Annotated in this window: 16 protein-coding genes; 8 read left to right on the top strand and 8 right to left on the bottom strand. The window is 60.7% G+C overall.

The genetic code is table 11. The features are described from left to right. The first annotated feature begins 23 nt into the window (after window positions 1–23). The 7 genes from FXO12_RS20065 to FXO12_RS20035 all read left to right on the top strand — a co-directional run bounded on the left by FXO12_RS20065 (window position 24) and on the right by FXO12_RS20035 (window position 5,187). On the top strand, window positions 24–611 hold the full coding sequence (locus FXO12_RS20065) for a YggT family protein (RefSeq protein ID WP_003195087.1): 588 nt from the start codon (window positions 24–26) through the stop codon (window positions 609–611). 216 nt (window positions 612–827) lie between these two features. Beyond that, window positions 828–1,979 (top strand): homoserine O-acetyltransferase, encoded by a 1,152-nt coding sequence (locus tag FXO12_RS20060; RefSeq protein ID WP_057976468.1) that lies wholly within the window; start codon window positions 828–830, stop codon window positions 1,977–1,979. Then, window positions 1,976–2,596, top strand: coding sequence for a methionine biosynthesis protein MetW (gene metW, locus FXO12_RS20055; RefSeq protein WP_003195091.1), 621 nt, complete (start codon window positions 1,976–1,978; stop codon window positions 2,594–2,596). Before FXO12_RS20060 ends, metW begins: the two co-directional genes overlap by 4 nt. A 21-nt stretch (window positions 2,597–2,617) precedes the next feature. Continuing rightward, window positions 2,618–3,052, top strand: coding sequence for a DUF4426 domain-containing protein (locus FXO12_RS20050; RefSeq protein ID WP_054916920.1), 435 nt, complete (start codon window positions 2,618–2,620; stop codon window positions 3,050–3,052). Further along, on the top strand, window positions 3,049–3,645 hold the full coding sequence (rdgB, locus tag FXO12_RS20045) for an RdgB/HAM1 family non-canonical purine NTP pyrophosphatase (protein WP_057976466.1): 597 nt from the start codon (window positions 3,049–3,051) through the stop codon (window positions 3,643–3,645). Before FXO12_RS20050 ends, rdgB begins: the two co-directional genes overlap by 4 nt. Next, on the top strand, window positions 3,642–4,844 hold the full coding sequence (gene hemW / locus FXO12_RS20040; RefSeq protein ID WP_054897580.1) for a radical SAM family heme chaperone HemW: 1,203 nt from the start codon (window positions 3,642–3,644) through the stop codon (window positions 4,842–4,844). The genes rdgB and hemW overlap by 4 nt, the downstream gene beginning before the upstream one ends. A 19-nt stretch (window positions 4,845–4,863) precedes the next feature. After that, complete coding sequence (locus tag FXO12_RS20035) at window positions 4,864–5,187, top strand: DUF3392 domain-containing protein (RefSeq protein WP_003195099.1); 324 nt, start codon at window positions 4,864–4,866, stop codon at window positions 5,185–5,187. 138 nt (window positions 5,188–5,325) lie between these two features. On the opposite strand, the gene trmB is transcribed toward FXO12_RS20035, so the two are convergent. The 4 genes from trmB to FXO12_RS20015 form a co-directional block, all read right to left on the bottom strand. Further along, window positions 5,326–6,051 (bottom strand): tRNA (guanosine(46)-N7)-methyltransferase TrmB, encoded by a 726-nt coding sequence (gene trmB / locus FXO12_RS20030; protein WP_003195101.1) that lies wholly within the window; start codon window positions 6,049–6,051, stop codon window positions 5,326–5,328. A gap of 9 nt (window positions 6,052–6,060) precedes the next feature. After that, on the bottom strand, window positions 6,061–6,855 hold the full coding sequence (locus tag FXO12_RS20025) for a thiazole synthase (protein ID WP_054897581.1): 795 nt from the start codon (window positions 6,853–6,855) through the stop codon (window positions 6,061–6,063). 54 nt (window positions 6,856–6,909) lie between these two features. Beyond that, on the bottom strand, window positions 6,910–7,110 hold the full coding sequence (gene thiS, locus FXO12_RS20020; protein WP_020301926.1) for a sulfur carrier protein ThiS: 201 nt from the start codon (window positions 7,108–7,110) through the stop codon (window positions 6,910–6,912). A gap of 79 nt (window positions 7,111–7,189) precedes the next feature. Further along, window positions 7,190–7,564, bottom strand: a complete 375-nt coding sequence (locus FXO12_RS20015) for a DUF423 domain-containing protein (protein WP_054897582.1) — start codon at window positions 7,562–7,564, stop codon at window positions 7,190–7,192. 74 nt (window positions 7,565–7,638) lie between these two features. Here FXO12_RS20015 and mtgA point away from each other — a divergent pair, with 74 nt between their 5' ends. After that, window positions 7,639–8,361: a monofunctional biosynthetic peptidoglycan transglycosylase gene (gene mtgA, locus FXO12_RS20010; RefSeq protein WP_057976464.1), complete on the top strand. Its 723-nt coding sequence runs from the start codon at window positions 7,639–7,641 to the stop codon at window positions 8,359–8,361. A gap of 188 nt (window positions 8,362–8,549) precedes the next feature. Here the strand turns inward: mtgA and rpoH are convergent, their stop codons facing one another. From rpoH to ftsY, 4 genes are all read right to left on the bottom strand, one after another. Beyond that, window positions 8,550–9,404 carry an RNA polymerase sigma factor RpoH gene (gene rpoH, locus FXO12_RS20005; protein WP_003176698.1) on the bottom strand — a complete coding sequence of 285 codons (855 nt, stop codon included), beginning with the start codon at window positions 9,402–9,404 and terminating at the stop codon, window positions 8,550–8,552. Window positions 9,405–9,534: 130 nt separating this feature from the next. After that, on the bottom strand, window positions 9,535–10,560 hold the full coding sequence (gene ftsX / locus FXO12_RS20000) for a permease-like cell division protein FtsX (protein WP_160049728.1): 1,026 nt from the start codon (window positions 10,558–10,560) through the stop codon (window positions 9,535–9,537). Then, complete coding sequence (gene ftsE / locus FXO12_RS19995) at window positions 10,557–11,228, bottom strand: cell division ATP-binding protein FtsE (protein WP_003195112.1); 672 nt, start codon at window positions 11,226–11,228, stop codon at window positions 10,557–10,559. The genes ftsX and ftsE overlap by 4 nt, the downstream gene beginning before the upstream one ends. Further along, entirely contained in the window at window positions 11,225–12,625 is a 1,401-nt protein-coding gene (gene ftsY, locus FXO12_RS19990; protein ID WP_160049727.1) for a signal recognition particle-docking protein FtsY, read from the bottom strand. The genes ftsE and ftsY overlap by 4 nt, the downstream gene beginning before the upstream one ends. Between the last annotated feature and the right edge of the window lie 43 nt (window positions 12,626–12,668).

Below are 12,668 nucleotides of genomic sequence, written 5' to 3'. Positions count from 1 at the left end.
GTCCCTTACCAAGGTAATCAAACATGCTCGGAATCAATGACGCTGCCATTTTCATCATCCAGACCCTGGGCAGCCTGTACCTGCTGATCGTGCTGATGCGCTTTATCCTGCAACTGGTGCGTGCGAACTTCTACAACCCGCTGTGCCAATTCGTGGTGAAGGCCACCCAACCGCTGCTCAAGCCGCTGCGCCGGGTGATCCCGAGCCTGTTCGGCCTGGACATGTCGTCGCTGGTGCTGGCGCTGTTGCTGCAGATTTTGCTGTTCGTGGTGATCCTGATGCTCAATGGCTACCAGGCCTTCACCGTGCTGCTGTTGCCATGGGGCCTGATCGGTATTTTCTCGCTGTTCCTGAAGATCATTTTCTGGTCGATGATCATCAGCGTGATTCTTTCGTGGGTCGCGCCAGGCAGCCGTAGCCCGGGCGCCGAATTGGTGGCTCAGATCACCGAACCGGTGCTGGCACCCTTCCGTCGCCTGATCCCGAACCTGGGTGGCCTGGATATCTCGCCGATCTTTGCGTTTATCGTGATTCAGCTGCTGCAGAGCTGGGTGATTCCACGCCTGGCGTACTTTGCCTACATGCCAAAAGAGTTGTTTGGCCTGATCTGACCAATAGATCGTTCCCACGCTCTGCGTGGGAATGCAGCCCGTGATGCTCCGCGTCACAAGGACGGGACGCAGAGCGTCCCAAGAGGCATTCCCACGCGGAGCATGGGAACGATCAAACGCGGAGCGTGGGAACGATCACGCTAACCCCCGACCTTTGCTTGCCGCTAGGGTCCCCGCTCTTTAGACTTACGCCTCATTTAAACGAGAGCAGGGTCGATGCCAGCTGCCTTCCCCCCCGATTCTGTTGGACTGGTCGTGCCACAAGTGGCGCACTTCAGCGAACCGCTGGCCCTGGCCTGCGGCCGTTCGTTGCCAGCCTACGACCTGATCTACGAAACCTATGGCCAGTTGAACGCCACGGCGAGCAACGCCGTGCTGATCTGCCATGCCTTATCCGGCCATCATCACGCCGCCGGCTTCCATAGCGTTGACGACCGCAAGCCCGGCTGGTGGGACAGTTGCATCGGCCCCGGCAAGCCCATCGACACCAACAAGTTCTTTGTGGTCAGCCTGAACAACCTCGGCGGCTGCAACGGCTCCACCGGCCCCAGCAGCCTCAACCCGGAAACCGGCAAGCCGTTCGGCGCCGACTTCCCGGTGCTGACGGTAGAGGACTGGGTGCACAGCCAGGCACGCCTCGCCGACCTGTTGGGCATCAGCCAGTGGGCCGCCGTGATTGGCGGCAGCCTGGGCGGTATGCAGGCGCTGCAATGGACCATCACTTATCCGGACCGTGTGCGCCACTGCCTGGCTATCGCCTCGGCGCCCAAGTTGTCGGCGCAGAACATCGCCTTCAACGAAGTGGCACGCCAGGCCATCCTCACCGACCCCGAGTTTCACGGCGGTTCGTTCCAGGAAGCGGGCGTGATCCCCAAGCGTGGTTTGATGCTGGCGCGGATGGTCGGCCACATTACCTACCTGTCCGACGATTCCATGGGCGAGAAATTCGGCCGTGGCCTCAAGAGCGAGAAGCTCAACTACGACTTCCACAGCGTCGAGTTCCAGGTGGAAAGCTACCTGCGTTACCAGGGCGAGGAGTTCTCGGGGCGTTTCGACGCCAATACCTACCTGCTGATGACCAAGGCCCTGGACTACTTCGACCCGGCCGCCAATCAGGATGACGACCTGGCGAAAACCTTCGAGCACGCCACGGCCAAGTTCTGCGTGATGTCGTTCACCACCGACTGGCGCTTTTCGCCAGCGCGCTCCCGTGAGCTGGTGGATGCCCTGATGGCCGCCAAGAAAGACGTCTGCTACCTGGAGATCGATGCACCGCAAGGCCACGACGCCTTCCTGATTCCGATCCCACGCTACCTGCAGGCGTTCAGTAACTACATGAACCGTATTTCGCTTGTGAGAACGCCATGAGAGCCGACCTGGAAATCATCCAAGACTGGATCCCCGCCGGCAGCCGCGTGCTCGACCTGGGCTGCGGCGACGGCGAACTGCTGAGCTGGCTGCGCGACCACAAGCAAGTCACCGGCTACGGCCTGGAAAACGACCCGGACAACATCGCCCAATGCGTGGCCAAGGGCATCAACGTGATCGAGCAGGACCTGGACAAGGGCCTGGGCAACTTTGCCAGCAACAGCTTCGACATCGTGGTGATGACCCAAGCCCTGCAAGCGGTGCACTACCCGGACCGCATCCTCGACGAAATGCTGCGCGTGGGCCGCCAGTGCATTATCACCTTCCCCAACTTCGGCCACTGGCGCTGCCGCTGGTACCTGGCCACCAAGGGGCGCATGCCGGTCTCCGACTTCCTGCCGTACACCTGGTACAACACGCCGAACATCCACTTTTGCACCTTCGAAGACTTCGAAGCCCTGTGTGGCGAGCGTGAAGCCAAGGTGATCAACCGCCTTGCCGTCGATCAACAGCACCGCCACGGCTGGGCGAGTAAGCTATGGCCCAACCTGTTGGGCGAAATTGGTATCTACCGGGTCAGCAGTCCTGGCCTGACCGACCACAAAGTTGCCGTCTAATCATCTTCAAGAGGGACGTTCATGAGTCGTTTGGCTATTTTTCTATTGACCGCATGCCTGGGCGCCAGCGCCATGGCCGCCGACGCTATCGACGCTAATCGCAAAAAAGACTTCGGCGATATCACCGTTCATTACAACACCTTCACTTCAAGCTTCCTGCCACCCGAGACCGCCCAGAAAGTCGGCGTGGTGCGCAGCAAGGAGAAGGGATTGATCAACGTGACCGTGATCAAGGGCGTAAGCCCAGTGGCCGCGCAAGTCACCGGCACTATCAAGGACCTGGGCGGCAAAAGCGAGATCCTGACGTTCAAGCAGATCGAAGAGAAAGGCGGCATCAGCTACCTCGCGCCCTACTCGGTGACCCAACGGGAATACAAGACGTTTACCATCAACGTTGAAACCGGCGGCAAGGCCCACGGCTTCCAATTCAACCAAGAACTGTTCCCGGCCGAATGATGAACCTTACCCAACTCGTACTCGCCAGCCACAACGCCGGCAAACTCAAAGAACTGCAAGCCATGCTCGGTGAGTCTGTGCACCTGCGTTCGATTGGCGAGTTCAGCCAGGTCGAACCGGAAGAGACCGGCCTGTCGTTCGTCGAGAATGCCATCCTCAAGGCCCGCAATGCTGCGCGTATCTCTGGTCTGCCGGCCCTGGCGGATGATTCGGGCCTGGCTGTGGATTTCCTCGGCGGCGCCCCTGGAATCTACTCGGCACGTTACGCCGAAGGCCGGGGCGATGCCGCCAACAACGCCAAGCTGCTCGACGCCCTCAAGGACGTGCCGGAGGCCGAGCGTGGTGCGCAGTTCGTCTGCGTGCTGGCCCTGGTGCGGCATGCCGATGACCCGTTGCCGATTCTGTGCGAAGGCCTGTGGCACGGGCGCATCCTGCAAGCCGCCAGCGGTGAGCATGGATTTGGCTATGACCCGCTGTTCTGGGTGCCGGAGCGCAATGTCTCCAGCGCCGAACTGAGCCCGGCCGACAAAAATCAGATCAGCCACCGCGCCCGCGCCATGGCGTTGCTGCGCCAGCGCCTGGGCTTGAAATGACCCAGAACACCTCTGCGCAGCCGCTGATCCACGGTGGCGCGCAAACACCACGGGCGGCCCTGCCCCATCTGCCGCCCCTGGCGCTGTACATCCATATCCCGTGGTGCGTGCGCAAATGCCCGTATTGCGACTTCAACTCCCACACTGCCAGCAAAGTGCTGCCGGAAGAAGAGTATGTGGACGCCCTGCTGGCCGACCTGGACCAAGACCTGCACGCCGTATATGGCCGTAAGCTGAGTTCGATCTTCTTTGGCGGCGGCACGCCCAGCCTGTTCAGTGCGGCTGCACTGGGCCGCCTGCTCAAGGGCGTTCAAGCGCGTATCCCGTTTGCTGACGATATCGAGATCACCCTGGAAGCCAACCCCGGGACGTTCGAACAAGAGAAGTTCGTGGCGTACCGCAAACTGGGGATCAATCGCCTGTCCATCGGCATCCAGAGTTTCCAGCAAGAGAAGCTTGAAGCCCTGGGCCGCATCCACAATGGCGATGAAGCCGTGCGCGCAGCCGGCATGGCGCGCCAGGCCGGGTTCGACAACTTCAACCTGGACTTGATGCACGGCCTGCCCAACCAGTCCCTGGAGGACGCCTTGGGCGACCTGCGCCAGGCTATTGCACTCAAACCGACGCACCTGTCCTGGTACCAACTGACCCTGGAACCCAACACCGTGTTCTGGAACCAGCCGCCCGCGCTGCCGGAAGACGACACGCTGTGGGATATCCAAGAAGCCGGCCAGGCACTGCTCGCCGAACACGGTTACGCACAATATGAAGTCTCGGCCTACGCCCAACCGGGGCGGCCGGCGCGGCATAACCTCAATTACTGGAGCTTTGGCGACTTTATCGGCATCGGCGCCGGGGCCCACGGCAAGCTCAGCCACCCGGACGGGCGCATTATCCGCACCTGGAAAACCCGTGCACCAAAGGACTACCTCAACCCGGCCAAAAGCTTCCAGGCCGGCGCGAAAGAACTGACCAACGATGAACTGCCGTTCGAGTTTCTGATGAACGCGCTGCGCCTCACCGAAGGGGTTGATGCCAAGCTCTACGCCGAGCGCACCGGCCTCGATCTGGCGAGCCTCGATGAAGGCCGCCGCGACGCAGAACAAAGTGGATTAATGCAGGTCGAACCGTCACGCCTGGCGGCCACCGACCGCGGGCAACTCTTTCTCAATGACCTGTTGCAGAAGTTTTTGAGCTGATAGCTCTTAAGGAAATCGAATGGATCTGGTACTCGACCTGCTCGCCACCGTATCCCGCTGGAGCCGTAGCAACCTGTCGGAAATCTCGTTGGCCCTTGTGGGCTGTTTGCTGGTGCTGTTCGGCGCCGACATCAAGGGCTGGGTCGAAGCGCGCCTGGGCAGCATCGCCGGCGCCTTGCGCGTACCCTTGATGGCCCTGCTGTGCCTGATCGGCAGCGGTGCGGCGTTGATCTACGCCACGCCGTGGATTGTGCGAGGGTTGAGCCAGTTCAATAACTACAGCCTGGCGCCGGTGTTGATCGTGGTGCTGGTGTTGATTGGCGTGGTAGCAGACCGCCGCTGACTCAGCAGGCACTACAAAACAAATGTGGGAGCTGGCTTGCCTGCGATACAGACACCTCGGTGTATCAGTGATACCGAGGTGATGCTATCGCAGGCAAGCCAGTTCCCACATTTGATTGCGTTTCAAGCTGATGACTGTTTAAGCCAGCTTCTCGAATTTCAAATCCCACACCCCATGCCCCAATCGCTCGCCACGGCGTTCGAACTTGGTGATCGGCCGCTCGGCCGGGCGTGGCACGCATTTGCCGTCTTCGGCCAGGTTGCGGTAGCCGGGGGCGACGTTCATCACTTCCAGCATGTATTCCGCGTACGGTTCCCAGTCGGTCGCCATGTGCAGGATGCCGCCCACTTTCAGCTTGCTGCGCACCAGTTCCGCGAAGGACGCCTGGACGATGCGGCGCTTGTGGTGACGGGCCTTGTGCCATGGGTCGGGGAAGAACAGCATCAGGCGGTCGAGGCTGTTGTCGGCGATGCAGCGGTTGAGCACTTCAATCGCATCGCAGTCGTAGACCCGCAGGTTTTTCAGGCCTTGGGTCAACACACCGTTGAGCAATGCGCCGACGCCTGGGCGGTGCACTTCCACACCGATGAAATCCTGCTCCGGCGCGGCTGCGGCCATTTCCAGCAGGGAATGACCCATGCCGAAACCGATTTCCAGGGAGCGTGGGGCTGAACGGCCGAACACTTGGTCATAGTCCACCGGCGCGTCGGCCAGGGGCAAGACGAACAGCGGCGTGCCCTGTTCCAGGCCCTTTTGTTGGCCTTCGGTCATGCGGCCGGCGCGCATCACAAAACTCTTGATGCGGCGGTGCTTGGACTCGTCGCCTTCTTCCACGGTGTTCGGCGTTTCGTTTGATTCAGTCATCAATAGCTCTTACTTGATCAGACCATCCAGCGGCGAAGAGGCGCTGGCATAGAGTTTTTTCGGCATGCGCCCGGCGAGGTAGGCCAGGCGGCCCGCGACGATGGCGTGGTTCATGGCTTGGGCCATCATGATTGGTTGCTGGGCATGGGCAATGGCCGAGTTCATCAATACGGCGTCGCAGCCCAGCTCCATGGCGATGGTCGCGTCGGAGGCTGTGCCCACGCCCGCATCCACCAGTACTGGAATCCTGGCTTCTTCGAGGATGATCTGCAGGTTATACGGATTGCAGATCCCCAGGCCGGAACCGATCAGACCGGCCAGCGGCATCACCGCGATGCAGCCGATTTCTGCCAGTTGGCGCGCGATGATCGGGTCATCGCTGGTGTAGACCATCACGTCGAAACCTTCCTTGACCAGGGTTTCGGCGGCCTTGAGGGTTTCGATCACATTGGGGAACAGGGTTTTCTGGTCGGCCAGCACTTCCAGCTTCACCAGGTTGTGGCCGTCGAGCAGCTCACGGGCCAGGCGGCAGGTGCGCACGGCTTCGATGGCGTCGTAGCAGCCCGCGGTGTTTGGCAGGAAGGTGTAGCGCTCCGGCGACAGCACTTCGAGCAGGTTCGGCTCGCCCTCGATCTGGCCGAGGTTGGTGCGGCGCACGGCGAAGGTGACGATCTCGGCACCCGAGGCTTCGATGGCCAGGCGGGTTTCTTCCATGTCGCGGTACTTGCCGGTGCCGACCAGCAGACGGGACTGGTAGGTACGACCGGCCAGGACGAAAGGCTTGTCGCTACGAACGATGCTCATGGGAAATCCTCTGGTTGGATGAGGTTCTGCAGAATGCGTTGCGGCCGTGGCGGGCTAGCCGCCGCCGATGGCGTGGACCACTTCGATCTGGTCACCTTCGGTGAGCGCAGTCTCGGCGTGCTGGCTACGCGGGACGATATCCAGGTTGAGCTCCACTGCGACGCGACGCCCGGTCAGGTCCAGACGGGTCAGCAGGGCCGCAACGGTTTCGCCGTCGGGCAGTTCAAAGGGTTCGCCGTTCAACTGAATGCGCATGCCACGGGCCGCCATCGTTTTTAGGGGCCCGCATTCTAGCGCGATTGGAACCTGAAGGTCAGCTCCAAGCGTCAAGCGGTCAAAGCTGCAAACGCCACGCCGCCAGGCCCAGGAAGAACCAGCCGAGCAGGAACGCCAGCCCGCCAAACGGCGTGATGATCCCCAGTTTACTGATGCCGGTCATCGTCAGCACATACAGGCTGCCCGAGAACAGCAGGATACCGACGGTAAACGAAATACCCGCCCAAGTGACCAGCCGACCCGGAATATGCGCCGCCAGCAAGGCCACGCCGAACAGTGCCAGGGCATGCACCAACTGGTAGGTCACACCAGTATGAAAGATCGCCAGGTAGTCGGTGCTCAGGCGGTTTTTCAGGCCGTGAGCGGCGAACGCGCCCAGGGCGACACCGGTAAAGCCGAAAAAGGCAGCCAGCATCAGAAAGCTACGCAGCATGGGGAACTCCAGTCAGACTCATCGGGCAGGGTCTGTATAATGGCCCGCTCAACGGGTTCGGCCAAGCCATCTCTATGCTGCGTGTCCTCTTCAAACGCTTTCTCAACGTCGTGAAATGGTTTGCCATCGGCAGTGTGTTGCTGGTGCTGCTGTTTCGTGTGGTGCCGCCACCGTTCACTGCGCTGATGGTGGAGCGCAAGGTCGAGTCCTGGGTCGACGGTGAGCCTATCGACCTGCAACGCAGCTGGGTGCCATGGGATGAAATATCCAATGACCTGAAAGTGGCGGTGATGGCCGGTGAAGACCAGCGCTTCCCACAACATTGGGGTTTTGATTTCGGCGCGATCCAGGCGGCGATTCTGCACAACGAACGCGGCGGCTCGATTCGCGGTGCCAGCACCCTGAGCCAGCAGGTGTCGAAAAACCTGTTCCTGTGGGCCGGCCGCAGCTATTTGCGCAAAGGCCTGGAGGCGTGGTTTACCGGTTTGATCGAGGTGTTGTGGCCCAAGCAGCGGATTCTTGAGGTGTACCTCAACAGCGTGGAATGGGATGAAGGTGTGTTTGGCGCAGAGGCAGCGGCGCGGCACCATTTTGGCGTGAGCGCCAAGGGCCTTTCGCGGCAGCAGGCCAGCTACCTGGCGGCGGTATTGCCCAATCCACGGGTGTGGAGTGCCAGCCATCCGACGGCCTATGTGGCACGGCGGGCGGCGTGGATTCGCCAGCAGATGAGCCAATTGGGCGGGGATGGTTACCTGGTGGAGCTGAACAACTCTCGAAAGGCACCGTGGTCCGACTGACACAATATGGGACCTGTGGGAGCTGGCTTGCCTGCGATAGCGGTGGGTCAGTAACCCATGCTTCAGCTGACACGGCCTCATCGCAGGCAAGCCAGCTCCCACATTAAACCGAGTTGGGCTTGAGACTTTTCGAACACAAACAAAAATGCCCCGGTCTTTCGACCGGGGCATTTTTTGTTCGCTGCATTTTAAGCGGCGATCGACAACTTCAGCTTGTTCATCGCGCTTTTCTCAAGCTGACGAATCCGCTCGGCCGACACGTTGTACTTCTGCGCCAGGTCGTGCAGCGTGGCCTTTTCTTCTGCCAGCCAACGCTGGTAGAGGATGTCACGACTGCGGTCGTCCAGCACTTCCAGCGCTTCGTGCAGGTTGTGGTTGGAGTTGTCGCTCCAGTCGGCGTCTTCCAGTTGACGCGCCGGGTCGTACCGGTGGTCTTCCAGGTAGTTGGCCGGCGATTGGAAGGCGCTGTCGTCATCCGCTTCGGCGGCTGGGTCGAAGGCCATGTCATGGCCGGTCAGGCGGCTTTCCATCTCGCGCACTTCACGCGGCTCCACACCGAGGCTTTCGGCCACGCGGTGGACTTCTTCGTTGTTCAGCCACGCCAGGCGTTTTTTCTGGCTGCGCAGGTTGAAGAACAGCTTGCGCTGGGCCTTGGTGGTGGCCACTTTCACGATGCGCCAGTTGCGCAGGATGAACTCGTGGATTTCCGCCTTGATCCAGTGCACGGCAAACGACACCAGGCGCACGCCCATTTCAGGGTTGAAGCGCTTTACAGCCTTCATCAGGCCTACGTTGCCTTCCTGAATCAGGTCGGCCTGGGCCAGACCGTAGCCGCTATAGCTACGGGCGATATGTACGACAAAACGCAGGTGGGCGAGCACCATCTGCCGAGCCGCCCCCAAATCCTGCTCATAGTAGAGACTCTCGGCCAGTTCACGCTCCTGCTCGGGCGTCAGCAATGGAATGCTGTTGACCGTGTGCACATAAGCCTCCAGGTTCGCACCCGGGACCAAGGCATAAGCAGGTTGCAAAGAAGTGGTCATACGAAAAAACCTCCGACTCACATAACTCGTGCAGTTCAGCACTGCGAAAATTGACCTGGGAACCGTAGGACAAGTTCCCTAAACCGCTGATACGGTCAATACAAACGAAACCACATTAATCTGGCATTAACTACTTCGGCGCCAGCTCACGTAAATGCCGTGCCACCGCAATCCACGCACCGATATACCCCAACAACACCGCGCCAAGCAAGAGACTCAGACCATCGGCTACCGGCACACCGGCCAGAGCGAAATCACTGCCGTAGAGCCCGGCCAAGCCGACAACCGCGTCGTTCAACCAATCCAGGCCAAACGCCAGTACGCCCCAGGACAAGATCCCCGCACCCAGGCCATACAGCGCGCCCATGTACAGGAAAGGCCGACGCACATAGCTGTCTGTGCCGCCCACCAGTTTAATCACTTCTATCTCGGTGCGACGGTTTTCAATATGAAGACGAATGGTATTACCTATCACCAAAAGTAATGCAGACACTAATAACACCGTCAGGCCGAACACAAAGCGGTCACCCAGCTTGAGGATTGCGGCCAGGCGCTCTACCCAGACTAGATCAAGTTGCGCCTGTTGCACCTTCGGCATCTCTGCGAGTTTTTGTCGCAGGGCTTCCAGCGCCGGCTTGTCGACCTCGTTCGGCGTTACCAACACCACGCCCGGCAGCGGGTTCTGCGGCAGCTCCTTGAGCGCCTCGCCCAGGCCCGATTGCTGCTGGAACTCTTCGAGGGCTTGGTCGCGGCTGATGTACTCGGCCTCGGCTACCCCCGGGATGTTCTTGATGTCGTCACGCAGCGCTTCGCCTTCCTTGCTGCTGGTGTCCAGGTTCAGGTACAGCGAAATCTGCGCCGCCCGCTGCCAGGAACCGCCCAGGCGCTCCACATTATTAAGCAACAGCGACAAGCCCATCGGCAGGCTCAAGGCCACCGCCATCACCAGGCAAGTGAAAAAACTACCGATCGGCTGTTTGCCCAGGCGCCGCAGGCTGTCCAGCAGGCTAGCGCGATGGCTTTCAATCCAGGCGTGCACCAGGGTACCGAAGTCCGGGCCGTCGTCGTCGTCGTCGTGTTTTTTCTTTTTCGGTTGCGGGTCGGCCGGTTTCGGCGCCACGCGTTCGGATACTTTAGGGCTGCGTGTAGCACTCATACGCCCGCCTCCCCATCGCCGATCAGGCGGCCGCGCTGCAGGGTCAGCATGCGATGACGCATACGGGCAATCAGGGCCAGGTCGTGGCTGGCAATCAATACGCTGGTGCCCAGGCGGTTGATATCTTCGAACACCCCCATGATCTCGGCCGCCAGGCGCGGGTCGAGGTTACCGGTGGGTTCGTCCGCCAGCAGCAAAGCCGGGCGATGGACGATGGCGCGGGCGATACCGACACGCTGTTGCTGGCCGGTGGACAGGTCGCCGGGGAAGAGGTCGGTCTTGTCCGACAAGGCTACACGCTCCAGGGCCGAGTCCACGCGCTTGACGATCTCGGCCTTGGACAGCCCCAGTATCTGCAACGGCAGGGCCACGTTGTTGAACACCGTACGGTCGAACAGCAACTGATGGTTCTGGAACACTACGCCGATCTGGCGGCGCAAGAATGGAATTTGCGCATTGCTGATGGTAGCCAGGTCCTGGCCCGCCAGCAGCAACTTGCCGGTGGTCGGGCGTTCCATGGCCAGCAACAGGCGCAACAGCGTACTTTTGCCCGCGCCCGAATGGCCGGTGACAAACAAGAATTCGCCGCGACGCACTCGAAAGCTCAGCTCATGCAAGCCCACATGCCCGTTGGCATAGCGTTTACCGACCTGTTCGAATCGAATCATGAACGCTCCCGCTCGGCAAACAGTGCCTGTACAAAGGGTTCGGCTTCAAAGGTGCGCAGGTCGTCGATGCCTTCACCGACGCCGATATAGCGAATCGGTAACCCGAACTGTTTGGCCAGGGCGAAAATCACACCGCCCTTGGCCGTGCCGTCGAGCTTAGTCAATGCCAGGCCGGTCAGTTGCACCGTCTGGTTGAATTGCTTGGCCTGGCTGATGGCGTTCTGGCCGGTACCGGCGTCGAGCACCAGCAAGACTTCGTGGGGTGCATCGGCGTCAAGCTTGCCGATCACGCGGCGCACTTTCTTCAGTTCTTCCATCAAATTGTCTTTGGTGTGCAGGCGGCCGGCTGTATCGGCGATCAGCACATCGATGTTGCGCGCCTTGGCGGCTTGCACAGCATCGAAAATCACCGACGCAGAGTCGGCACCGGTGTGCTGGGCAATCACCGGGATCTTGTTGCGCTCGCCCCACACCTGCAACTGCTCGACGGCTGCGGCACGGAAGGTGTCACCGGCGGCGAGCATGACTTTCTTGCCTTCACCTTGCAGCTTCTTGGCCAGCTTGCCGATGGTGGTGGTCTTGCCAGCGCCATTAACCCCTACCACGAGGATGACGAACGGCTTTTTCGGCGTGATCACCAGCGGCGCTTCAACCGGCTTGAGCATGGCGGCCAGCTCAGCCTGCAGGGATTTGTACAGGGCGTCGGCGTCGGTCAACTGCTTGCGCGCGACCTTCTGCGTCAGGCTCTGGATGATCACGGCGGTGGCTTCGACGCCCACGTCGGCGGTGAGCAGGCGGGTCTCGATGTCTTCCAGCAGCTCGTCATCAATGACTTTCTTGCCCAGGAACAGGCTGGCCATACCTTCGCCAATACTGGCGCTGGTCTTGCTCAGGCCCTGCTTGAGACGGGCAAAAAACCCGGTTTTGCTGGTTTCGGTGGTGGCGACGAAAGGCTCTGGCTCGACGACGGCAGGTGCGGCAACAACCGGTGCCGGCACTTCAACGACGGGCGGAACTTCAGCCACAACCTCTACCGGCGCCGGCTCAACCACTGCAGGAATCGGCGGCACGACGTGCTCGGCCTGAACATCCTCCACCAACGCCACAGGCTCTTCGGCCACCGGCAGTTCCAACCAAGGCTTGTGCTCAGGCGCAGGCTCAAGTTCCGGCTCGGCCTCGACGACCGGCTGCAACACCGGCTCAGCCATCGGCAACACCACCGGAACTGGCGTCTCGGCAACCGGTTCGGCTTCTATTACGGGTTCAGGGGTGGGTTCAGCGTGAACCTGTGGCTGTTCGACGACGGTTTCCTGCGGCTTTTTGCGCAGCCATCCGAACAGGCCTTTCTTCTCGCCAGCCGCAGCTGGGGTCTTCTTGTCGTCGTTGGAACCAAACATGGAGACGGCTATCTCAAGGTAGCGACGCGCCAAGGGGCGCTTC

Origin of the sequence: Pseudomonas sp. J380 (genome assembly GCF_009827115.1) — a bacterium.
In the GTDB taxonomy this organism is placed as follows: Bacteria; Pseudomonadota; Gammaproteobacteria; order Pseudomonadales; family Pseudomonadaceae; genus Aquipseudomonas; species Aquipseudomonas paracarnis.
The sequence above is the reverse complement of the archived record's forward strand: the minus strand, read 5'-3'. Positions and strand labels throughout refer to the sequence as shown.